General features: G+C 62.3%; 17 protein-coding genes and 2 tRNA genes. 12 read left to right on the top strand and 7 right to left on the bottom strand.

Annotated elements, in window-relative coordinates:
- Window positions 1–28: 28 nt before the first annotated feature.
- Window positions 29–1405 carry a tyrosine-type recombinase/integrase gene (locus LB524_RS00095; RefSeq protein WP_224523034.1) on the bottom strand — a complete coding sequence of 459 codons (1377 nt, stop codon included), beginning with the start codon at window positions 1403–1405 and terminating at the stop codon, window positions 29–31.
- A 92-nt stretch (window positions 1406–1497) separates the two neighbouring features.
- Window positions 1498–1572 (bottom strand) — tRNA-Asn (locus LB524_RS00090).
- A gap of 223 nt (window positions 1573–1795) precedes the next feature.
- On the opposite strand from LB524_RS00090, the gene LB524_RS00085 reads away from it, so the two are divergent.
- The gene (locus tag LB524_RS00085; RefSeq protein ID WP_015317514.1) at window positions 1796–2056 is read left to right on the top strand and encodes a hypothetical protein; all 261 of its coding nucleotides are present in this window, start codon (window positions 1796–1798) and stop codon (window positions 2054–2056) included.
- 47 nt (window positions 2057–2103) lie between these two features.
- Here LB524_RS00085 and LB524_RS00080 read toward each other — a convergent pair whose 3' ends face one another.
- Window positions 2104–2355, bottom strand: coding sequence for a hypothetical protein (locus tag LB524_RS00080; RefSeq protein WP_140716602.1), 252 nt, complete (start codon window positions 2353–2355; stop codon window positions 2104–2106).
- Window positions 2356–2572: 217 nt separating this feature from the next.
- Here LB524_RS00080 and LB524_RS00075 point away from each other — a divergent pair.
- The 8 genes from LB524_RS00075 (at window position 2573) to LB524_RS00040 (ending at window position 13638) form a co-directional block, all read left to right on the top strand.
- Window positions 2573–2646: transfer RNA gene (locus LB524_RS00075), tRNA-Cys, on the top strand.
- Between the two features lie 90 nt (window positions 2647–2736).
- On the top strand, window positions 2737–3405 hold the full coding sequence (locus LB524_RS00070) for a protein-L-isoaspartate O-methyltransferase family protein (RefSeq protein WP_015317516.1): 669 nt from the start codon (window positions 2737–2739) through the stop codon (window positions 3403–3405).
- 180 nt (window positions 3406–3585) lie between these two features.
- Window positions 3586–4971, top strand: coding sequence for a TolC family outer membrane protein (locus LB524_RS00065; protein WP_015317517.1), 1386 nt, complete (start codon window positions 3586–3588; stop codon window positions 4969–4971).
- 252 nt (window positions 4972–5223) lie between these two features.
- Complete coding sequence (locus LB524_RS00060) at window positions 5224–6048, top strand: PopZ family protein (RefSeq protein WP_224523033.1); 825 nt, start codon at window positions 5224–5226, stop codon at window positions 6046–6048.
- Window positions 6049–6361: 313 nt separating this feature from the next.
- Window positions 6362–9145 carry a valine--tRNA ligase gene (locus LB524_RS00055; protein WP_224523032.1) on the top strand — a complete coding sequence of 928 codons (2784 nt, stop codon included), beginning with the start codon at window positions 6362–6364 and terminating at the stop codon, window positions 9143–9145.
- Between the two features lie 359 nt (window positions 9146–9504).
- The gene (locus LB524_RS00050) at window positions 9505–10788 is read left to right on the top strand and encodes an OmpP1/FadL family transporter (RefSeq protein WP_224523031.1); all 1284 of its coding nucleotides are present in this window, start codon (window positions 9505–9507) and stop codon (window positions 10786–10788) included.
- A gap of 290 nt (window positions 10789–11078) precedes the next feature.
- Complete coding sequence (gene ilvD, locus LB524_RS00045) at window positions 11079–12803, top strand: dihydroxy-acid dehydratase (RefSeq protein WP_140661111.1); 1725 nt, start codon at window positions 11079–11081, stop codon at window positions 12801–12803.
- Window positions 12790–13638, top strand: coding sequence for a tetratricopeptide repeat protein (locus LB524_RS00040; RefSeq protein WP_140616060.1), 849 nt, complete (start codon window positions 12790–12792; stop codon window positions 13636–13638). The genes ilvD and LB524_RS00040 overlap by 14 nt, the downstream gene beginning before the upstream one ends.
- Window positions 13639–13661: 23 nt before the next feature.
- On the opposite strand, the gene LB524_RS00035 is transcribed toward LB524_RS00040, so the two are convergent.
- The 4 genes from LB524_RS00035 to erpA are packed head-to-tail and all read right to left on the bottom strand — an operon-like array spanning window position 13662 to window position 15582.
- Entirely contained in the window at window positions 13662–13979 is a 318-nt protein-coding gene (locus LB524_RS00035) for a hypothetical protein (protein ID WP_015317523.1), read from the bottom strand.
- Between the two features lie 50 nt (window positions 13980–14029).
- On the bottom strand, window positions 14030–14827 hold the full coding sequence (xth, locus tag LB524_RS00030; protein WP_015317524.1) for an exodeoxyribonuclease III: 798 nt from the start codon (window positions 14825–14827) through the stop codon (window positions 14030–14032).
- A 7-nt stretch (window positions 14828–14834) separates the two neighbouring features.
- A complete protein-coding gene (locus tag LB524_RS00025; RefSeq protein ID WP_224523030.1) occupies window positions 14835–15227 on the bottom strand; it encodes a VOC family protein in 393 nt (130 codons plus the stop codon).
- A 7-nt stretch (window positions 15228–15234) separates the two neighbouring features.
- A complete protein-coding gene (gene erpA / locus LB524_RS00020; protein ID WP_140661113.1) occupies window positions 15235–15582 on the bottom strand; it encodes an iron-sulfur cluster insertion protein ErpA in 348 nt (115 codons plus the stop codon).
- 76 nt (window positions 15583–15658) lie between these two features.
- Here erpA and LB524_RS00015 point away from each other — a divergent pair, with 76 nt between their 5' ends.
- From LB524_RS00015 to LB524_RS00005, 3 genes are all read left to right on the top strand, one after another.
- Window positions 15659–16873 carry a deoxyguanosinetriphosphate triphosphohydrolase gene (locus tag LB524_RS00015; protein WP_224523029.1) on the top strand — a complete coding sequence of 405 codons (1215 nt, stop codon included), beginning with the start codon at window positions 15659–15661 and terminating at the stop codon, window positions 16871–16873.
- A 60-nt stretch (window positions 16874–16933) separates the two neighbouring features.
- Window positions 16934–18691: an arginine--tRNA ligase gene (argS, locus tag LB524_RS00010; protein ID WP_224523028.1), complete on the top strand. Its 1758-nt coding sequence runs from the start codon at window positions 16934–16936 to the stop codon at window positions 18689–18691.
- 103 nt (window positions 18692–18794) lie between these two features.
- The gene (locus LB524_RS00005) at window positions 18795–22280 is read left to right on the top strand and encodes an SPOR domain-containing protein (protein ID WP_224523027.1); all 3486 of its coding nucleotides are present in this window, start codon (window positions 18795–18797) and stop codon (window positions 22278–22280) included.
- Window positions 22281–22435: the final 155 nt, after the last annotated feature.

Here is a 22435-nt window from a genome sequence, read left to right as displayed (position 1 = left end):
GCCTCAATCCGCCGCATCCGGGGGTCCCTTAGCCACCAGAGCCCAGCGCTTTCTCAAGCGCCCGCCTGGCTACCTCAAGCCGCGCCTCATCACCACCATAGTCCTCGCCTACGCTTCCTGAGGAGTGGCCCAGAACGATGTCTTGGTCGGACTTGCTGACACCGGCCAACCGCAATCGGTCCTTCATGAGATGCCGAAGCGAATGCGTTGTGGCCTTCGGATCGGTCACACAAGCTCGAACGTGCTTGCCCAAGGCGGCAGAAGCTGAGGACGCGCCCTTGGGGCGTCCGTAGGTCGGAAAGAGCATCGTTGCGTTGCCGGCGGCCTTCACGGCTTCCGTTGCGGCCTCCAAAGCGCCACCTCTCAACGGCACATTGCGCCGCGACACCTTATTCTTAATGCGCCGGTCGTCATGCCACTCGACTGTGATGTGTGGAATGGCGTGGTCGAGGTGCACGTCCGCGACACGAAGGCCGGACACCTCAGCGAGGCGGCACCCTGTACCATTGAGAATTGTCCAGATGTACTGAAGGTCTGCCTTGGCATGGTATGCGATGCGGGCGGTTATGGCGGTGACCTCGGCCTGGGTGAATGGGCGGCGTTTGTCCTTGTCCGGCTCGGCCTTGTCCTTCGGCGCCGCTTCCAAATTCATGAAGGGGTTGATGACGCCGGCTAGGTCAAACTCTCTGATGGCATGGTTGATCATCGCGCGGACCACGTTCAGATAGCGGTCAACCGAAGACGCTTTGCGCCCATCGAGCATGTGGTCGCGGACTTCCTTGGCGTCCTCGCGCTTGAGGCTAGACAGTTTGCGGTCCTTGCCGAGTGCTTCCTTGACGAGGTTGAAGACCCGCTCAAGCTCCATTTGCTTCGTTTCGTCGTCGCCAACGCGCTCCTTGAGATAGAGCCTTTTGGCGTCTTCAAGGGTCGGGACAGGCTGGTCTAGCCGCGCGCCATACATGAGTGCCCGAAGGGTAGCCGCGTCCTTCGTGCTAATTCCTGTCGGGTTCCCCTCATCGTTGAGAGGATACTTCGCTGCGATCTGCTCAGCGATTACCTCGCGTTTGAGGGCTTCGCTGTCATGCTCGTCATCGGCGCCAGACCATTCCGGGTCCAACTGCAATCGACGGACATCTTGCTGCCCCCATTTGAACTGCTCCAACGCTGTCAACGATTGGTGCGAATTGGGCGAGGGTGCCTGCTTGCTGGAAAGAGCCGACAGAAGGAGTTTCTCGGCCTCAGCGTGAACCCTTGGGTATTTCTTGATGGCAATGGCTTCGGTAGGGCCAAGCGGGATTAGGATTTCCCTCTTGCCCAAAATGTTCCGAAGTTCCTCCGGAATTTTGCGCCTGTAGCGCCAACCGGCCTTGCCGCGTTTCTGTATGTGCTTCACGTCAATCTTCATGCTCAGGGTACCCCGCAGTGTATCGCGCGGTGTATCTCTGGGGAAGCGGAAACCCTTGCAGTACTTGGGTTTCAAGACTTTTCTGGATTAAGTGGCTCCCCGGGCCGGATTCGAACCAGCGACCAACCGGTTAACAGCCGGTTGCTCTACCACTGAGCTACCGGGGAACGGAGGCTCTTTGAGCAAGTGGCGCAGCCTATAGCAAACCCGTTTCGGCTTTGCAAAGAAGCATTTCGCATTTTTCCGAGACTTTTTCGCTCAGGCGTTTCTCGCAATCGGCCTTGCCCACCCTCATATTAGCCGTCTTGGCGACGGGGCGCGGAACCGAAAGGGCGGTCGCGGCTTTCGTAAAATGAGATTGTCGAGCCCTAACACAGGCGGTTCTTCGCGATGACGGCAGCGGACGAAAACCCGATACCCGCACGAAAGATCTCGGTGTTCGGGCGCGAATTCACCATGCCGCAGTCGCGCGGCCTCAGAATCACGATCGGCGTGCTATTGACCCTTGGCGGCATTCTCGGGTTCTTGCCGATCCTCGGCTTCTGGATGGTGCCGCTCGGATTGCTGGTGCTCTCCTACGAAATTGCCATGGTGCGCCGCCACCGGCGCCGCCTGGTCGTCTGGTGGGAGCGGCGACGCCGGCCAAATTGAGCGGCCGATACCGATGCATGTCGCATGGCGATCGCCTTCGACGAGAATCAATCGTCGCGCTGTTTTTCCGTGTCGGTGCCGGATTCCTCCGAATCCGGTTGCTGGCCTGCTTTCAGATCTTCGCTGATCTCCCTCAGGACGGCTGAAGCCGAGGCCAGGCGCGCCCGGTCGCGGGGTGAAAGCCTGCCGGTGCCTTCTATTCTCAGGCAGTCGATGGCATAGCGCACCAATTCCTCGCATCCCAGCAGCGGCACGCTTTCGGTTTCGTGCGTTTCGTCCTTCGGTTTGGCCAGGGCCATGATGCAGTCCTCCCTGTTTCTCAACGCAAGCCGGTGGGCGGAGTTTCGCTCGATCATTTGCCATGCTTAACGGATTGCCAATGTGAGTGGGCGGCTCCGACGGCGATCTAACAGGGCGCGGAGCCGGCGCAAGGAAACCGTTTTGGAATGCGCGTGGCCGCTTGACGGCATTTTCGCCGCAACCTATTGGAACCGGGTGGAACGCCGGGAGCAATGAGGCCTCGTGGCGGAGTGGTTACGCAGAGGACTGCAAATCCTTGCACCCCGGTTCGATTCCGGGCGAGGCCTCCAATACCCGGGCTCCAGCGCGTCAGCGCCGGAGCCTGAAGTTCCGGTCGAAATGAACCGCGATTCTGGCGCGGCAAGCAGATTGGTTGGAGCATGAGCGCTGATTTTTCCGAACTTCGCGTCAAGATGGTCGATGGTCAGGTTCGCACCACCGACGTGACCAGCGCGCCGCTGCTCGACGCGATGCTTTCGGTGCCGCGCGAGGTCTTCGTCGGCGATCGCCAGCGCGATCTGGCCTATATCGACGAGGACATCCGCATCGCCGACAGCGCCGATGGCCCGCGTTACCTGATGGAAGCTTCGCCATTGGCCAAGCTGATGCAACTGGCCGAGATCAACCCGACCGACTCGGCGCTCGATGTCGGTTGCGGCACCGGTTATGCCTCGGCCATCCTGTCGCGCCTGGCGAGATCCGTCGTGGCGCTCGAAAGCGATTCGGCACTGGCGCAAACCGCCGCGTCGACCCTGTCCGGGCTTGGCTGCGGCAATGTGACCGTGGTTCAGGGCGCCCTGGCGCAAGGCCATGCCGCGAAGGCGCCTTACGAGGTCATCTTCATCGGCGGCAGTGTCAGTAAAGTGCCGTCGGCGTTGCTCGACCAACTCGCCGAAGGCGGCCGCCTGGTGGCGGTCGAGGGCCAGGGCAATTCAGGCGTGGCGCGACTTTTTGTCAAAGCCGGGGGGGTTGTAACCGGGAGAAGGGCGTTTAATGCGGCAATTAAGCCACTACCCGGGTTCGAACGTGAGCATGCTTTCGAATTCTGAATGATTTGCCTTGCAGCAAAGACCTTGTCATGGTCGCTTGCATTTGAACGATCGTTGCTGATCCCAGACTGGGGGCACTTTGGGCTGAGCGACAGGGAACATAAACACGCCACGCCGCCTGCTCTGGAAGGAGAAGCCGGCGCGGCGCGGTTCCCATGGAAAACGAATGAGGGATACACCGTGCCGTCAGTACGCAAGTCACTTTTCACCGCCGTCCTTGTTTCGGCGACCGCGCTATCCCCACTGGCTGCTTCGGCTGAAACCATCACCGGCGCGCTTTCAAAAGCCTATCAGTACAATTCCACGCTGAATGCATCGCGCGCCGGCGTGCGTGTCACCGACGAGAGTGTGGCCATCGCCAAGTCGGGCTGGCGGCCGACGGTTACAGGTTCAGCCAACATCGATTATACGAACACGCGCCGGGCAAATGGCGGCGGCAGTTCGAAACTGACAAGCGGCAGCTACGGCATTCAGATCAATCAATCGCTGTTCGACGGGTTTCAGACGAGGAACAATGTCGCGGCCGCCGAATCCCAGGTCAAGGCGTCGGTGGAAAGCCTGCGCAATACCGAGGAAAACACGCTGTTCAACGCGGCCATGGCCTATATGGACGTGATTCGCGACCGGCAGATCGCGGTGCTGACCGAGCAGAACCTGCAGTTCCTGAGCGAGCAGGCGCGCGCCGCGCGCTCGCGCTTCGAAGTCGGCGAAGGCACGCGCACCGATGTCGCGCAGGCCGATGCCTCACGAGCGTCCGCGGTGGCATCGCTGAGCGCGGCCCGCGCACAGGCGCTGGCCAGCGCTGCGACCTATCACCAGGTCGTCGGTGACGAGCCTGGCAAGCTCAGGCCCGCTTCGCCATTGGGCCGGTTGCTGCCGTCGAGCCTCGACGCGGCGATCGCCGTCGGCTCGGCCGAACACCCGGCCATCCTTGCCACTCAGCATCTGGTCGACGCCGCAGCGTTTTCAGTCAAATCGGCTGAAGGCGCGCTGTTGCCGCAGCTGTCGGCTTCGGCCGGCGTTTCGGAAGATTACCGCAAGTCCATTCCCGACATCACCGGTTCCAACGGCAATTCGACCTCGGCCAATATCGGCGCGACGCTGACCATTCCAATCTACTCCGGCGGCCGGACGTCGGCGGTCGTGCGGCAGAACAAGGAATCGCTGGGGCAAGCACGCATCCAGGTCGACGTTACCCGCGACCAGGTGCGCCAGGCCATCGCCACGGCATGGTCGCAATACACCGCCGCGCAGCAAAGCGTATCCGCCAACAGGCAGGTTATCGACGCCGCACAATTGGCGCTGAACGGCGTCATCGAGGAACGCAATGTCGGCCAGCGCACGACGCTTGACGTGCTTAATGCGCAGGCCACCGTGATTACCGCCAAGATCAACCAGGCCAATTCCGAACACGACGTTGTCGTGGCGAGCTATGCCATCCTTCAGGCGATTGGCCGCTTGTCTGTCGACCGGCTTGCGCTGCAGGTGACGAAGTACAGGCCCGAAGAGCACTACAATGCCGTCAAGGACAAGTGGATCGGCCTGCGCACGCCGGACGGCCGCTAGGCCGTTCGCTCGATCGGCGTTTTCTGGCTAGGATTCGATCGACACCGTTGGACCATCGTTGTCCTTTGGCCGGTGGCTGACGGGACCGTCACACGGCTTTGGCGGATTTGCTCTAATCTGTTGAAATCCCACATGTCCCCAGATTGGGGATTCTCGTGCGGCGATCCGTCGGTTACGCTGTCGCCATGATTCGAATCCGGCTTTTGCCGGAGCGGAAATCTGCAACGGGTCACAAGGGCGGCGGATGTGACGATGGCAACGGCAAGCAGCGCACAGCGCGAACCTTCCATGGAAGAGATACTGGCTTCCATCAGGAGGATCATCGAAGACAGCGACAATGGCCGCAAGCAGCCCGGCGAGGCCGACGAATTGCAGCAGGACCTGGAGCCGCCACCGAGCGCTGTGGCAGCCGCCGATATCGATGCGTTTCGCGCCGAATTGCATGCCGCTCCCGAGGTCAGGAAGCCGGTCGCTGTGACCGAAACAATCCAGGCGCAGCCGGCGATTGCGCGCATGGATGCGCCGCCGCGTGCCGATCCGGCTCCGGGCAGGACGCCGATGACACTGGCCGAGGTCAGCGCCCGGGTTGCCGCCGAGCCTGCCGCCGACGCGCCAGCGGCTCCCGCGGAGGTTGCGACAAGTGAAGCCATCGTCGCCGATTGGCGGCGCGAGATCGCGGCGGTTGGCGAGCAAGCCAAGGCGATGCCGGACCGGAGCGTCCGCAAGCCAGCGGCACAGCCGGAGGTTTCGGCAAGCAAACCAGTGGCGGCGGAACCTACGATCGACCCGGCTCCTTCAAGCGATGCTCCAACGGGTACGGGTGAGGCGCGCGCGGCGGCGCACGAAACGCCCGCGGTGCGTCCCGCGATTCTATCCGAACATACCGGCCGCCAGGTCGCGGCCGCCTTCGGCGAACTGTCCGACGCCTTTGCCAGCCGCAGCAAGAAGACATTCGACGAGATGGCCGAAGAAATGCTGCGGCCGATGCTGCAGGATTGGCTGGACAACAATCTGCCGACGCTGGTCGAAAGGCTGGTGCGTGAAGAGATCGAGCGCGTGGCACGCGGAGCGCAATAACGTCCAGGCTTGCATCCCGAAGAAAGGCCGCCGCCGAGGCGGCGTTTCTCGTGGTGGCGAGGTCAACCGCCGGTCACCGAACTGGCGAAGGCGATCAACTTGCAGTCGGAGTCGCTGACAATGAAGGTGCGCGAGCCCGGGGCTCGTCCAGCGATCGATTGGCGCCAAGACGCCCAGGGCCCGTCCGTTGAAATGAATAGGCCGACGCCTATCTGCTTGTGATGAGCCCAGCCGTCCCTCGCGGTTGACTTGGCCAAGACCTTCCGATTTACACCGAACCAGCAAAATTCCCGACAGCGCGGACCGTTTTCCCATGCTTGAAAAGACCTACGACGCAAAAACCGTCGAGCCGAAGATCGCCAAGGTGTGGGAGGAAGCCGACGCGTTTCGCGCCGGCGCTGGGGCGGAGGAGGGGGCCGAGGCCTTCACCATCGTCATTCCGCCGCCCAACGTCACCGGCTCGCTGCATATGGGCCATGCGCTCAACAACACGCTGCAGGACATTCTGGTGCGCTTCGAGCGCATGCGTGGCAAGAACGTCCTGTGGCAGCCCGGCATGGACCATGCCGGCATCGCCACGCAGATGGTGGTCGAGCGGCAGCTGATGGAAAAGCAGATCCACCGCCGCGATCTCACCCGCGAGGAATTCATCGAGAAAGTGTGGGAGTGGAAGGCCGAATCGGGCGGCGCGATCTTCAACCAGCTGAAACGTCTCGGCGCTTCCGCCGACTGGTCGCGCGAACGCTTCACCATGGACGAGGGCCTCTCCAAGGCCGTGCTCGAAGTCTTCGTCACGCTCTACAAGGAAGGGCTGATCTACAAGGACAAGCGCCTTGTGAACTGGGACCCGAAACTGTTGACCGCGATCTCCGATCTCGAGGTCGAGCAGCAGGAGGTCAACGGCAACCTCTGGCATTTCCGCTATCCGGTCGAAGGCGTGACGTTCGATCCCGAGAATCCAAAAACCTTCGTTATCGTGGCGACGACTCGTCCCGAGACAATGCTGGGCGACACGGCTGTCGCGGTGAATCCAGAGGACGACCGGTTCCGGCATCTCGTCGGCAAGAATGTCGTCCTGCCGATCGTCGGGCGCAAGATCCCTGTCGTGGCCGACGAGTATTCCGATCCGGAAAAGGGGTCCGGAGCGGTCAAGATCACGCCGGCGCATGATTTCAACGACTTCGAGGTCGGCAAGCGCCACAAGCTGCCGGCGATCAACATCCTGACCGTCGAAGCGGCCATCAAGCTCAGGGATAATGAGGACTTCCTCGCCGGCGTCGAGGTGACGCCGGAGCGCCAGGCCGTCTGGGACGAGCTCGACGGCCTCGACCGTTTCGTTGCGCGCAAGAAGATCGTCGAGCTGATGGAGGCCGGCGGCTTCCTCGACAAGGTCGAGCCGCACCGCCATGCGGTGCCGCATGGCGACCGCGGCGGCGTGCCGATCGAACCGTTCCTGACCGAGCAGTGGTACGCCAACGCGGCGGAACTCGCCAAGCCGGCGATCGCCTCGGTGCGCGAGGGGCGCACCAAAATAATCCCCAACAGCTGGGACAAGACCTACTTCCAGTGGATGGAGAATATCGAACCCTGGTGTATTTCGCGCCAGCTCTGGTGGGGTCACCAGATTCCGGCCTGGTACGGGCCAGATGGACGTGTCTTCGTCGAGAAGTCCGAGGAAGAGGCGCTGAGCGCCGCCATCGAATATTATCTGGCGCTGGAAGGGCCATGGAAGGCCTGGGTCGAGGACAAGCTCGAGAACTTCAAGCCGGGCGAGATCCTGACCCGCGACGAGGATGTGCTCGACACCTGGTTCTCGTCGGCGCTGTGGCCTTTCTCGACGCTGGGCTGGCCGGAGCAGACGCCGGAGCTGAAGACTTATTACCAGACCGATGTGCTGGTGACCGGCTTCGATCTTATCTTCTTCTGGGTCGCCCGCATGATGATGATGGGCCTCCACTTCATGGGCGAGGAGCCGTTCCATACCGTTTATATGCATGCGCTGGTGCGCGACAAGAACGGCGCCAAGATGTCGAAGTCGAAAGGCAACGTCATCGATCCGCTCGACCTTATCGACGAATATGGCGCCGATGCGCTGCGCTTCACGCTGACGGTGATGGCGGCACAGGGGCGCGACGTGAAGCTCGATCCGGCGCGTATCGCCGGCTACCGCAATTTCGGTACCAAGCTGTGGAACGCGACGCGCTTCGCCGAGATGAATGAGGTCGCCCGCAACGACGATTTCTGGCTGAACGACGCCAAGCTGGCGGTCAACCGCTGGATCCTGACCGAACTGACGCGCGCCGCGCGCGAGGTCACCGACGGCATCACCTCGTATCGCTTCAACGAGGCGGCTGGAGCCGCCTACCGCTTCGTCTGGAACCTGTTCTGCGACTGGTATCTGGAACTCTTGAAGCCGGTGTTCATGGGCTCGGACGGGGCCGCCAAGGCCGAAAGCCGCGCCTGCGTCGCCTTCGTGCTCGACGAGATCTACAAGCTCCTGCATCCGATGATGCCGTTCATGACCGAGGAGCTCTGGGCGCAGACGGCGGGCGAGGGCAGGGATCGGGACTCGCTGCTGTGCCATGCCGCATGGCCGTCGCCGGATTTCGAGGACCATGAAGCGGCTGGCGACATCAACTGGCTGGTCGATCTCGTCTCCGGCATCCGCTCGGTGCGCTCGGAGATGAACGTGCCGCCGGCAGCCATAGCGCCGCTGGTCGTGGTCGGCGCCAACGATGTGACGCGCGAGCGGCTGGTTCGCGAGGAGTCGGCGATCAAGCGGCTGGCGCGTGTCGGCGACATCTCGCTCGCCGATGCGGCACCCAAGGGGTCGGCACAGATCGTGCTCAACGAGGCGACGATCTGCCTGCCGCTTGGCAGCCTGATCGACCTCACCGCGGAGGCCGGGCGGCTGCAGAAGGAACTGGTCAAGGTGACCGAGGAAATCGCGCGCCTGCACAAGAAGCTGTCGAATGAGAAATTCGTCGCCAGCGCGCCGGCCGAGATCGTGGAAGGCGAGCGGGAAAAGCTCGCCGAATATCGCGCCGCGCAGGACAAGCTTTCGGTGGCGTTGACCAGGGTTCGTGACGCCGGCTGAAAGGCAGATTCGCGAGACTTTAGCACCCTCTAAAATTGGTAGTCTTTTGCCTCGAAAATCGGCATTCCGTTGCGTTAATGTTGACGTAAACGGAAGTTTTTGCCCCATTGTTGCCATAATGTAACAATGGGGCCGAAGACCCCTTAAATCGGCTTTTTTTGGGCCTTTCTGGCCGTTTTTTTCCTTTTTTGGGAAAGGCAAACCTCGCCAAAGGCCCTTTTTTGGCGCCGCGGCATCCGCTCGCATTTTGTCCAAAATACGTTGCGGGAACATGTACATGTACGCCAATCAATTCGTTGTTGCACCGTTAACCTGAATTGGTTCTAGCTTGATGCACTAGTTATTCGGGGAGGACATCCATGAACAATTTGCGTCTGAAAGCACTGCTGGGAGCAGGATGCTTTTCGCTGGCTTTGATCGGGACGGCAATGAGTTCGGCGCATGCCGGCGGACTGGAGCGTGGCTGGTACGATATCGACCTGCTGTTCGATCCGGCTCAGGTCACAGGCGAACTTTCAGGCACTTATGTGATGCCGCAACGGGATCTGAAGAACGCAAAGGATACCGATCCGTCAGACGGCACCCTGAGTGGGCCCAAGTTTTCCACCTCGGCACGTGACACAGAAAGCTACTGGGTGCCCAACGCCGGCATCAAGGTCGGCATGGGCCCGATCGATTGCCTGGGCGACTACTCTCAGCCCATCGGTGCCTCCAGCAATCCCGGTGCTAACTGGGCGGGTGCACAAAGCAACGTTGACACGCAGGTAAAAAGTGAAGCCTTTGGTGCCACCTGCTCGTATAAGACGGACCTCGGCAAAGGTCAGTTTCGTTTCATCGGCGGCGTGTTCCATGAGGATGTTTCCGGCTTCAAGGAACAACTGGTCGCTCCGCTTCCTTCACCGCTTTTGGGCAGCGGCATCGGTCGCCTTGATCTCCAGGGAGACGGTTGGGGCTGGCGCGCTGGTGTTGCTTACGAAATCCCCGATATCGCGTTGCGTGGAAGCTTGGTCTACAATTCGGCGGTCAAGCTCGACAATCTGAGCGGAACGCTCGACCTGACTCAAGTTCCCGGATTCATTAACCCGACGAACCCGCTTCTTGGACGCGTGACTGATGTTTACGGGTCTGCGGAGGTTCCGGATTCGGTTGAACTCAAGCTGCAGTCGGGCATAGCGCCCGGCTGGCTGGCGTTTGGCTCCATCAAATGGGTGAATTGGAGCGAGCTGCAGAGCATTCCATTCTGCCCGACCTCGACCCAGGGGCTTGTCGCTTGCTCGACGACCAGCCCTGTACGCGCCACCTCGCTTGATCTGCTCTATCGCGACGGTTGGACGGTTTCCGGCGGTGTCGGTCACAAATTCAACGATCAGTGGAGTGGCGCGGCGGTTATCACCTGGGATCGCGGAACGTCCACCGGCCTGAGCGCCCAGACGGATACGTGGACCCTCAGCGGTGGCGTGGCCTACACGCCAACTCAGAACATCGAAGTTCGCCTCGGTGGAGCGATCGGCGTGCTGACCAGCGGAACGATACATACGTCCGTAAGCAAGGATGATGGTCTAACATACGACAATGGCTATACGGCCGACTTCGGTAATGACCTTGTCACGGCACTCTCGACTACATTGAAGGTCAAGTGGTAACTAGCTGAATTTGAACCTAAAAGGCCGGGCATTGCCCGGCCTTTTTGTTGGCACCGGCATCGCCGATACGCCCATCATCCAAGCTGCGTTGTATATAAGCCGCACTCTCGGCCGCTTCCCGCAATTGTGACGTTTCAGCAACACTTCCTGAACAACCCCTGCGCTAGAAGTCAGGTCGAGGAAATTGCCCATTTCCCGCCATAAACCCGGCGCACCTCGATCTTGTCTCGGGACACGCGCCAAAAGGCTCGGCGATGGGACAGGCCGCACCGCCCGCGGCAAGGATGAGAATGGACGCCAAGGTCATCTCAAAGGCTAAGCTCCCTAGCCGCCATGTGACTGTCGGTCCGGCGCGTGCGCCGCACCGGTCCTATCTCTATGCCATGGGCCTCTCGGCGGCAGAGATCGCGCAGCCGCTGGTCGGCGTCGCATCCTGCTGGAACGAAGCGGCACCCTGCAATATTTCGCTGATGCGCCAGGCGCAGGTGGTCAAGAAGGGCGTCGCGGCCGCCAACGGCACGCCGCGCGAATTCTGCACCATCACAGTCACCGACGGCATCGCCATGGGCCACCAGGGCATGAAGTCGTCGCTGGTGTCGCGCGAGGTCATCGCCGATTCGGTCGAGCTCACCATGCGCGGCCATTGCTACGATGCGCTGGTCGGGCTCGCCGGCTGCGACAAGTCGCTGCCCGGCATGATGATGGCCATGGTGCGGCTCAACGTGCCGTCGATCTTCATTTATGGCGGTTCGATCCTGCCCGGCAGCTATCGCGGCCGTCAGATCACCGTGCAGGATGTGTTTGAAGCGGTCGGCCAGCATTCGGTCGGCACGATCGGCGATGCCGAGTTGCTTGAAATAGAACAGGTGGCCTGTCCATCGGCCGGTTCCTGCGGCGCCCAGTTCACCGCCAACACCATGGCCACGGTCGCCGAGGCGATCGGCCTCGCGCTGCCTTATTCCTGCGGCGCGCCGGCGCCCTACGAAATGCGCGACCGCTTCAATTTCGCTTCCGGCGAAAAAATCATGGAGCTCATCGCCAAAAACATCCGCCCGCGCGACATCGTCACGCTGAAGGCGCTGGAAAACGCGGCGACCGTGGTCTCGGCCACCGGTGGCTCGACCAATGCGGCACTGCACCTGCCGGCGATCGCGCATGAGGCCGGACTGAAATTCGACCTGTTCGACGTGGCGCGCATCTTCGAGAAGACGCCTTACATCGCCGATCTCAAGCCGGGCGGCAAATATGTCGCCAAGGACATGTTCGAGGCTGGCGGCATTCCGCTGCTGATGAAGACGCTGCTCGACCATGGCTATCTGCATGGCGATTGCCTGACGGTCACTGGCCGCACTTTGGCCGAAAATATGGAGCACGTTGCCTGGAATGAACACCAGGATGTGGTCCGCCCGGCCGACAGACCTATTACCCAAACCGGCGGTGTCGTGGGCTTGAAGGGAAACCTTGCCCCCGAAGGCGCGATCGTGAAGGTCGCGGGCATGGCGGAGTTGAAATTCTCCGGTCCGGCGCGCTGCTTCGATTCGGAAGAGGAATGTTTCGAAGCGGTGACGCATCGCAACTACCGGGAAGGCGAGGTTCTGGTCATCCGCTATGAGGGACCGCGCGGCGGTCCTGGCATGCGCGAGATGCTGTCGACGACGGCGGCGCTCTACGGCCAGGGCATGGGCGGCAAGGTGGCACTGATCACCGACGGTCGCTTCTCGGGCGCCACACGCGGCTTCTGCATCGGCCATGTCGGGCCAGAAGCGGCCGTTGGCGGTCCGATCGGTCTCGTCAGGGATGGCGACGTGATCACGATCGACGCGGTGAACGGCACGATAGAGGTGGCGCTGTCCGATAGCGAGCTGGCGGCTCGGGCGAAGACATGGAAGGCGCGTACGACCGACTATCAGTCGGGCGCGATATGGAAATACGCACAGACGGTAGGGTCCGCCCGGGATGGCGCGGTCACCCATCCGGGCGGTGCGAAAGAAACACACTGCTATGCGGATATCTGAGTTGTTGAAGTCAACACCAGAGTTGCTGAGGTCATCTGTCCTTCCGGCACTGGTCGCGGTTGCGATCTTTGGCGCCGTGGGCCAGGCCATGGCTTTCGACGACAAGGTGTTCGACGACAAGACCGGAGTGAAGCCGCAGTCGAGCCCCTGGGCGGTGTTCCAGTTTGGCTTCTCCGCCTACAAGAACGGCCACAAGGAACAGGCGGCCGAGGCCTATAAATACGCCGCCGAGAACGGCCAGATCGGCGCCACCTGGAAGCTTGCCCGCATGTATGCCGAAGGCGACGGCGTGGCCCGCGACGATTATGAGGCGTTCAAGTTCTTCTCGGAGATCGTCGACCAGGACGTCGAGCCCGGCTCTCCGGAAGAAAGCTACGTCTCCGACGCGCTGGTGGCGCTGGGCGACTATCTGCGCAAGGGCATTCCCGGCAGCCCGGTCAGCGAGAACGAGGTGGCGGCGCAGGAATACTACATGCGCGCCGCCGCCAATTACCGCAATCCGAACGCCCAGTTCGAGATGGGGCAGATGTTCCTGAAGGGTGAAGGCGGCGTGAAGGCCAGCGTCAAGCAGGCCGGGCGCTGGTTCCAGCTCGCCGCCGAGAAGGGCCATGCCGGCGCGCAGGCGACGCTTGGCCATCTGTTGTTCCAGAGCGGCAAGGTCGTGCGCGGCCTGGCGATGATGACAGCGGCCCTCGAGCGTGCTTCCCCGGCCGATCAGCCCTGGATTCGCGGCATGCAGGAAGAGGCCTTCGCCGCTGCCGGCGAAGCCGACCGTCGCACCGCGATCTCACTGGCCGACGATATCCTGACCAAGGGCAGCAACGTCGATCAGTAAGGTTCTTTCGAGGAACCAGAAAATCAGTTTTCGGTTGGTTCGGTCGGCACCATGCTTGGCGCGGGTGTGGAGATCGGCGTGACGTGCAGGTGCGGCGCCATCGTGTTTGCGGGGCAGCTATCGCCGACCTTTGTCCACGATGTGTTGTTGAGCACCATGTCGCAGCGAGCCAAATGACTCTGATCGGCGACCGTCAGGCAGGCGACCTGGCCGACCGGATAGGATTTTCCATTGGCAAGACATTCCTGCGCGGCGAAGGCCGGCACGATCGCGGCCGTGGCGAGTGCCAAGCCGATCGGACAAAGAGCAAATCGAATGGTCATGGGAACCCCGGCCGCCATGATGATCTCCCATCATGCGTCGGAATGTGGCGATATGAGGGTTTCTCTGGTTATCCGGCCGGCTGCAGCGCGAGGTTGATCGCTACCGGGACGTGATCGGACGGTTTTTCCCAGGCGCGCACATGTTTTTCGATCGAAGCCGATGAGAACCGGTTTGCGGCTTCCGGCGACAACAGCAGATGGTCGATGCGGATGCCGTTGTTCTTCTGCCAGGCGCCGGCCTGATAATCCCAGAACGTGTAGGTATCAGGCGCATCGGTGACCGCGCGCACCGCTTCGGTGAAGCCGAGGTTCAGCAGCCGGCGGAAAGCCTGCCGCGTCCGCGGCTGGAACAGCGCGTCGCCCAGCCAGTTCTCCGGAAAACGCGCGTCGATGGGCTCGGGGATGACATTGTAGTCGCCGGCCAGCACCAGCGCCTCTTCCAGCCTCAGGCGCTCCTGCGCCCACCGCTCCAGCCGCGCCATCCACGACAGCTTGTAGGGGAACTTCTTCTCGTCATCGATCGGGTTGCCGTTGGGCAGATAGAGCGAGGCGACACGAAGCGCGCCCTTGTCGGTGGAAAAAACACCCTCGATGAAACGGGCCTGCTCGTCGATGTCGTCGCCCGGCAGGCCCCTGATGACCTCGTCGAAAGGAAGCTTCGACAGCAGGGCGACACCGTTGAAGCCCTTCTGGCCATGGGTTTCGACATTATAGCCAAGCGCCTCGATCTCGGCACGCGGGAACTGCTCGTCGACCGTCTTGATCTCCTGCAGGCAGACGATGTCGGGCGCGCTCTCGGTCAGCCAATGGGTCAGGTTGCCGATGCGGGCGCGCACGCCGTTGATGTTCCAGGTGACGATTTTCATGACGGTCTCATTGTTCCTGCGGCGGGCGGCGTTCAACGAGTCCGATCGTATTGCCTGCCGGGTCCTTTATAAAGGCCATCCATTCGCTTTCCCCCGCCGGGCCGAACTGGCCCCCGGTGTCGCGATGGACGAGCGCCGGCGGCGCGGTGAAGGGAATGCCGGCTGCCTTGGCCTCGGCATAAAAGGCTTCGAGGCCTGACATGTCGAGATAGAGGGTGCCGGCCGGGATGCCGTCGGTGAACAACAGCCTGACATTGCCTGCCATGATGAAGGCGATGCCGGGCGGATCGTAGCGGGCATGAATGCTCATGCCGAGGACGTCGCGCCAAAAGGCCAGCGTCGCGTCGAGGTCGCGACCGGCTGAGAGCGCAACCTGACGAACCGCGCCAGTTGCGGGCATCTCGGTCCTAGATGGAGAAGCTGGTGCCGCAGCCGCAGGAGGCGACCGCATTCGGGTTCCTGATCTGGAACGACTGTCCCATCAGATCGTCGACGAAATCGATCACCGAGCCACCCATATAGACCAGCGACATGTCGTCGATCAGCACCGTGGCGCCATCCTTCTCGATGGCGACGTCGTCGTCATTGCGTGTGTCGACCAGATCGAATTTGTAGGAAAAGCCGGAGCAGCCGCCACCTTCGACGGACACACGCAGCGCCGTCTTGCCGGCTTCGGCCGAAACAATCCTGGCGATCCGCTTGGCCGCGGCCTCGGTCATATCGACTTTCATGGCAGTCTTGGCATCCGCGCCCATGGGCGTCACCTTGCTTTCGGTTTCACATGATAGGTATGAAGCGCGACGGGGCAAGTCAACTGCGGCAGCATCAGCCATGACAAATGAGCTTGGCGACATCGGTTTTGGCTATCGGCCGCGCGCGGGCTACGCCACGGATCCCGCACGTTCGCGGGGCCGTCTGTTCGACGAGGTGGAAAGTCCGACCCGCACACCGTTCCAGCGTGACCGCGACCGGATCATCCATTCGACGGCGTTTCGGCGGCTCAAGCACAAGACGCAGGTCTTCATCGCGCACGAAGGCGACCACTACCGCACAAGGCTGACCCATTCGATCGAGGTGGCGCAGATCGCACGTGCCCTGGCGCGGGCGCTACGCGGCGACGAGGATCTCGCCGAAGCGGTGGCGCTGGTGCATGATTTCGGCCACACGCCTTTTGGCCACACAGGCGAGGACGCGCTGAACGAAAAGATGGCGGCGTGGGGCGGCTTCGACCACAACGCACAATCGCTGCGCATCGTGACCAGGCTGGAGGCGCGCTACGCTGAATTCGACGGGCTCAATCTGAGCTGGGAAACGCTGGAAGGCCTGGTCAAGCACAATGGTCCGCTCACCAACAGTAGCGGCCAAGGCCTGAAAGGGCCGGTACCGCAGGCGATCCGCGACTACTCGCAACTGCAGGATCTCGAGCTCGACCGGTTCGCCGGCATCGAAGCGCAGTGCGCGGCGATCGCCGACGACATTGCCTACAACACGCATGATATCGATGATGGGCTGAGGTCAGGGCTGCTGACGCTTGACATGCTGAAGGCCGTTTCGCTGCCGGGAACGATCCTGAAAGCTGTGCGCGTGCGCTATCCAAGGCTTGATGACGTACGCACCGGCCACGAATTGATGCGGCGCCAGATCACGGCCATGGTCGAGGATGTGATCAAGTCGACCACCGCCAATCTGGAGCGGATCAGGCCGCTGAGCGCCGACGCGGTGAGGGCGGCGGGCGAGACGATGGTGACATTTTCGATAGACATGGCGGAAGCCGAGAAGGAACTGAAGGCCTTCCTCTACAAGCATCTCTACCGGCACGAGGAGGTCATGCGGGTGCGTGCGGACGCCGAGCAGATCGTCCGGGACCTGTTCGACGTCTATTTTGCCGACCCGCGCGCCATGCCGGACGGCTGGCGCGAAGGGCTGGACCGCGCCGAGGATCGCATCAAAGCGCGCAGCGTCGCCGATTTCCTGGCCGGCATGACCGACACCTACGCGCTCAAGGAACACAGGCGTTTGTTTGACCGCACCCCGGATTTGAGCTAGGGCGGGCTCGATTTGCCGGCCAAAGGGCCGGATTCGTCATAAAGCCACCGAGCATACACCATGAACATCTTCGCCGATTTCACCGCGCGAGTCACAAAGGCTGTCGACGCGCTAGACCTGAAGGACCAGGACGGCGTTTCGCCTGATCTGTCGCGCATCGCCGTCGAGCCGCCGCGCGACGCCAGCCATGGCGATCTCGCGACCAATGCGGCGATGGTGCTGGCCAAGCCAACCGGACAGAACCCGCGCGCGCTGGCCGAGAGATTGGCGGACGCGCTGCGGGCCGACCAGGATGTCGCCGCCGCCGAGGTCGCCGGTCCCGGCTTCGTCAATCTCAGGCTCCAGGACGGTTTCTGGCAGGCGCATCTGTCGGCGCTTTTGGGCGAGGGTTCCAACTACGGCCGATCGACGGTCGGCGCCGGCCGGAAAACCAATGTAGAATATGTCTCGGCCAATCCGACCGGGCCGATGCATGTCGGCCATTGCCGGGGCGCCGTCGTCGGGGATGCGCTCGCCAACCTGATGGCGTTCGCCGGTTACGACGTGACCAAGGAATATGTCATCAACGACGCCGGCTCGCAGATCGACGTGCTCGGGCGCTCGGCGATGTTGCGCTATCGCGAGGCGCTTGGCGACGATATCGGCGAGATTCCGGCAGGACTTTATCCCGGCGACTATCTGGTCTCCGTCGGCGAGGCTCTGGTCAGGGAGTTTGGCCGTTCCTTGCTGCAGATGCCCGATGACGAGGCATTGGCCATCGTCAAGGATCGCACCATAGATGCGATGATGGTGATGATCCGCGAGGACCTTGCACTGCTCAACGTGCATCACGACGTGTTTTTCTCCGAACGCACGCTGCATGCCGACAATGCCAGGAAGATCCGCTCGGCGATCAACGACCTGACGCTGAAGGGCCATATCTACAAGGGCAAGCTGCCGCCGCCCAAGGGCGAGAAGCCGGACGACTGGGAAGACCGCGAACAGACGCTGTTCCGTTCGACCGCCGTCGGCGACGACATGGATCGGGCGCTGGTCAAGTCCGACGGCTCGTTCACCTATTTCGCGGCCGACGTGGCTTATCTCAAGGACAAGGTCGATCGCGGCTTCGTCGACCTGATCTATGTTCTCGGCGCCGACCATGGCGGCTACGTCAAGCGCCTGGAAGCCCTGGCGCGGGCCATTGCCGGCGACGACGTCAAGCTCACCGTTCTCCTGTGCAATCTCGTCAAGCTGTTTCGCGATGGCGAGCCGGTGCGGATGTCGAAGCGGTCCGGTGACTTCGTGACGCTGCGCGAGGTGGTGGAAGAGGTCGGACGCGATCCGATCCGCTTCATGATGCTTTATCGCAAGAACGATGCGCCGCTCGATTTCGACTTCGCCAAGGTGACCGAACAGTCCAAGGACAATCCGGTGTTTTACGTGCAGTACGCTTCGGCGCGCTGCCATTCGGTGTTCCGGCAGGCGAGCGAACAATTGGGCGAGGCGAATTTCGACCGCAACAGCCTGGCGGCAGCGTCAACGTCGTTGACCGACGAAGGTGAAATCGGCTTGATCAGGAAGCTTGCGGAATATCCGCGCCTGATCGAGTCCGCCGCTCTTGCGCTCGAGCCGCATCGGCTGGCATTTTATCTTTATGATCTGGCTTCCAGTTTCCATGGACACTGGAACCGGGGTACGGATAATCCGGACTTACGTTTTGTTAAGGTTAACGAACGACAATTGACGCATGCCAGACTAGGGCTGGTGCAGGCTGTTTCGGATGTTCTGACGTCCGGCCTGACGTTGATCGGGGCCGCCGCGCCCACCGAAATGCGTTAGGTTTGACTAAAAAACCTGTCACCTTTTGCCCACATTGCGCTGGTAAGGGCCAACCCTGCGCGACGTCCATGGCGTCCGAATGAGTGCGAGTTCGGGAACAATAATGGCAGACAGAACCCAGCTGAGAGTAGCCGACAACAACGACATCGCCGCCGATGATCCGTTCGCGGAACTGACCAGGATCATGGGATTCGACCCCCGCCAGCCGGTCAAGCCGCAGGCGCCGGCCGAGCCGAAAGCCATGGTCGCCGATCAGGCTGCGGGAGAGGGCGATTTCGACATTGATCTCGAGAAGGAACTGATGGGCGAATTCGACGCTGCCGATAGCGTCGCCGCCCCGCTTGTCGAGGCTCATGAGCCGGCATTCGAGCCGGTGGCAATCGATGTGTCGGATGACGATCTCGCGCTGTCGCTTGATGACGATTTTCACCTGGACATGGCTGAGCTCGATGACCGGACGGTGGCCGCCAGCCATGCCGGCGCCGCGGAAGCTGTGCCGTCCGTCGAGCCTGCCGTCGACATCGATTTCGACAATACCGTGGCCAGCTCGCTCGAAGACGTTTCGGCCTTCGACGACGATCTGCCGATGGAAGACGAGCTTGCCGCTTCCCTCGACCGGGATTTCCATATCGAGGACGAGGCCGCCGAGCCCCAGTATGCCGTTGAATCGCCGGTTGCAGAAGTGGCGGCAGCGGCCGAGCCGGCTTCCGATCAAGAATTCGACGATGCCGTTGCGATCTCGCTCGAGGACGAGCTGATGCTCGACGACCATTCGGCGGATCAGCGCCAAGTGGCTGCTGCCGAATATCCAGAGCCGGCGCCTGCCACCGCGGATGAGACCCAGTCGATCTCCGGCGAGGATTTCGTTGGTCAGTTCGACGATGCCATGGCCGATGTCGACGTGGATTTTGACGTTCAGGCCGATGAGCCAGAAGCTTTTGAGGAGCCGCGAGCACATGAGTTGCTTGCCGATGTCATCGGCACGAAGGACGAGGTTCCAGGCGCTGAAGCCATTTCGGATGACGCTTTCGACCTGGATTTGGACGAGGCGTTTGCCGAGCCCGCCGAAGAGCCAGCCGCCGAAATTGCAGCGGCTCCCGCGCAGCCGATGGCGGCAGCCATCGCGCCCCCAGTGCAGGCGCCCATCACGGACGAACGAAGCCTCGAAGACGAGTTGAACGCGCTTCTTGGCGCCATGACCGCGCGCACGCTGCCGTCGGCCAGGGAGCCGGCCATGGCTCAGCCGGTCGTGCCCCAGCCGGCCGCCGCGCCTGTTCAGCCGCCACTCGTCTCGACTGCAAAGGCCGCGGAGGAACCTGTCGATCTTGTTGGTGATCTCGACTGGGATCTCGATGAAGCAGCGTCCGAGGATGTGCATCAGTCCGGTTCCGACCAGGCGGCCGACGTTGACCTCGACGACCTGCTGCTCGACGAGCTTCAGGACCATGATTTCGGCTCGGAGACCGCTGAACAGGGCGAGGTCAATTTCGACAATGGCGCCTTCGACGCCACCCGGGCCAAGGGTATCGACCCGCGTGAGGAAACAGCTTCCCCGCAGGATCAAGCCGATTCGCTCGATTGGCTGGCGGAACGCTCCGCGCCGTCGGAGCCGGCCCGTTCGTGGAGCCGCGTGACACCGGTTCCCCAACAGCCGACATTTGCCGCGCAGTCTGCCGCCTCGATGGCGGCCTGGACGGCAGCACCGGAAACGGCCGCGGTGCCGTCCTACCATCCGGCCGAGCCGGTTGCAGCCGCTCCCTACGTGGCTCCGTCGGCACCGCAGGCGCAGCAGTCTTCGCGTTATGAAGAGATGCCCGATGTCGAGACGGTCGATGTGCCGGAGCGCGTCGTGGCGCTGGCCGACGATCTCGACATTCCAGAGTTGCATTTCGAGGATGATGAGCCGGTGGCATCCGGTTATGACGATCTCGACGCCGAATTCGCCAGCCTTCTGACTGAAATGAATTCGGTGGAGGTCGCGCCTGCTTCTGCCACTAGCGCCGCCTATGCGGACGAATCCTACAATGCCGGGTTCAATCCGGGATACGGCGCGGCCAATCCGGGATATGGCGACGCCACTCCGGGATATGGCAACGCCAATCCGGGATATGACGCGGTCAATCCGGGATATGACGCGGTCAATCCAGGACATGAAGAATCCAGGCCGGCCTATCAGCCGGAAGCGCGGACCTATGCGGCACGGCCGGCGGAAATGCCTGCCCGCGCGGCGGCGGCGGCCTCGACCTATGCCGATGCTGCTGAAGGCTTCGATGATCTGCCCGGCAGCCAGCCGATCTCGCAGGCGGACGATTTCACCGTCGATGAACTCGACTACGATCCCGAACTGGACGAAGCGATGTCGGTTCCGGGTCTCGGCGAGCGGGAAGCCGCCCGGTCGTCCGGCCGGCGCGGCCTCTTCATTGCGGCGATTGTCGGTGCCGTGGCGGTCGCGGGCGGCCTTGGCGCCTTTGCGCTGTCTTTCGGCGGCAAGGGCGGCAGTGAGGCTCCGGTGATCGTCAAGGCCGATAATTCACCGATCAAGATCAAGCCGGAAAATCCGGGCGGCACCGTGGTGCCGAACCAGGACAACAAGGTCTATGACGCGGTGGTCAAGGGCGCGAAGCCGGCCGAGCCGGTCCAGCAGAAGCTCGTCACCAACGCCGAGGAGCCGGTGGACGTGCAGGCGAAGGACCCGGCCCGCGCCGTCGATCTTTCTCCCGACCAGAACACTGCCGCCGGCACGGATGGCGCAGGTGACGTCTCGACCGCTGGTGCGGCCCCCGCCAACATTGCGGCGCCCACGCAGAAGTCGGAGGATCGCATCGCGCAGGTCCTGCAGGAAGCGGACAAGGGCACCAGCAACGATGTCGTTGCCGTTGCGCCGCGCAAGGTTAGGACCATGGTGGTCAAGTCCGACGGCTCGCTAGTGGCGCGTGAGGATCCGGCACCGGCGGCACCCCAAGTCGCCGCGGCGGAGCCGACCGATCCGGCACCACAGCATGTGGCGCCTGCCGCGCAGGCCAATACCGATCAGACCGGGGCCGACCAGACTGGCGCCGACCAGACTGGCGCCGACCAGACCGGTACCGCCCAGACCGGTGCCGGCCAGACTGGCACCGACCAGACTGGCACCGTGGCGCCCGCCGCCGCGCAGGCCGACGATGAGCCGGCTCTGAAGCCCGCGGCCAAGCCTGCCAAGGCTGAAGCCAAGGCGCAGTCGGCCAACACGCCGGCCAAGGTTGCGATCGCGCCGCAGCGTCCGTCCGACCAGCCGGTCGACGTGGTCGGCGAGGTCAAGCCAGATCAGGTCGCTTCCATCGATCCCGCCTCGACCGCGACCGGCAGCGGTTCGTGGTCGATGCAGATCGCTTCTCAGCCGACGGTAGAGAGTGCCCAGTCGACCTACCAGGACCTGCAGCGCCGCTACGGCAGCGTGCTCTCCGGCCGCACGGCCAACATCGTCAAAGCCGAGATCGCCGGCAAGGGCACGTTCTACCGCGTGCGCGTTCCGGCTCAGTCGCGCAACGATGCGATCAATTTGTGCACCAGCTACAAGACCGCGGGCGGCAACTGCTTCGTATCGCGCTAGAGCCGGATGATTTCAGGTCGAGTCGACCTGAAATCTGAATCCGTCTCTAAATCAAAGAGATAGAGCATGTCGTCCGAAAACCGTTTCACACTTTTCGGCATCATGCTCTAGACGTCGATCCAATCTCTCAAAGTCGGGGGGGGGGGGGGGCGGGG

The organism is Mesorhizobium sp. ESP6-5 (assembly GCF_020164695.1).
Classification (GTDB): domain Bacteria; phylum Pseudomonadota; class Alphaproteobacteria; order Rhizobiales; family Rhizobiaceae; genus Mesorhizobium; species Mesorhizobium australicum.
This window is presented reverse-complemented; position numbering and strand designations above follow the sequence as displayed.

What these genes read in the sequence shown, in the direction of transcription:
- LB524_RS00060 (WP_224523033.1), top strand. Translation starts at nt 5,224, where the DNA reads ATGGCAACGGCAAGCAGCGCACAGCGCGAACCTTCCATGGAAGAGATA.
- xth (WP_015317524.1), bottom strand. Translation starts at nt 14,827, where the DNA reads ATGAAAATCGTCACCTGGAACATCAACGGCGTGCGCGCCCGCATCGGC.
- LB524_RS00055 (WP_224523032.1), top strand. Translation starts at nt 6,362, where the DNA reads ATGCTTGAAAAGACCTACGACGCAAAAACCGTCGAGCCGAAGATCGCC.
- erpA (WP_140661113.1), bottom strand. Translation starts at nt 15,582, where the DNA reads ATGGGCGCGGATGCCAAGACTGCCATGAAAGTCGATATGACCGAGGCC.
- argS (WP_224523028.1), top strand. Translation starts at nt 16,934, where the DNA reads ATGAACATCTTCGCCGATTTCACCGCGCGAGTCACAAAGGCTGTCGAC.
- LB524_RS00095 (WP_224523034.1), bottom strand. Translation starts at nt 1,405, where the DNA reads ATGAAGATTGACGTGAAGCACATACAGAAACGCGGCAAGGCCGGTTGG.
- LB524_RS00040 (WP_140616060.1), top strand. Translation starts at nt 12,790, where the DNA reads ATGCGGATATCTGAGTTGTTGAAGTCAACACCAGAGTTGCTGAGGTCA.
- LB524_RS00050 (WP_224523031.1), top strand. Translation starts at nt 9,505, where the DNA reads ATGAACAATTTGCGTCTGAAAGCACTGCTGGGAGCAGGATGCTTTTCG.
- LB524_RS00035 (WP_015317523.1), bottom strand. Translation starts at nt 13,979, where the DNA reads ATGGCGGCCGGGGTTCCCATGACCATTCGATTTGCTCTTTGTCCGATC.
- LB524_RS00085 (WP_015317514.1), top strand. Translation starts at nt 1,796, where the DNA reads ATGACGGCAGCGGACGAAAACCCGATACCCGCACGAAAGATCTCGGTG.
- LB524_RS00015 (WP_224523029.1), top strand. Translation starts at nt 15,659, where the DNA reads ATGACAAATGAGCTTGGCGACATCGGTTTTGGCTATCGGCCGCGCGCG.
- LB524_RS00070 (WP_015317516.1), top strand. Translation starts at nt 2,737, where the DNA reads ATGAGCGCTGATTTTTCCGAACTTCGCGTCAAGATGGTCGATGGTCAG.
- LB524_RS00080 (WP_140716602.1), bottom strand. Translation starts at nt 2,355, where the DNA reads ATGGCCCTGGCCAAACCGAAGGACGAAACGCACGAAACCGAAAGCGTG.
- LB524_RS00025 (WP_224523030.1), bottom strand. Translation starts at nt 15,227, where the DNA reads ATGCCCGCAACTGGCGCGGTTCGTCAGGTTGCGCTCTCAGCCGGTCGC.
- ilvD (WP_140661111.1), top strand. Translation starts at nt 11,079, where the DNA reads ATGGACGCCAAGGTCATCTCAAAGGCTAAGCTCCCTAGCCGCCATGTG.
- LB524_RS00005 (WP_224523027.1), top strand. Translation starts at nt 18,795, where the DNA reads ATGGCAGACAGAACCCAGCTGAGAGTAGCCGACAACAACGACATCGCC.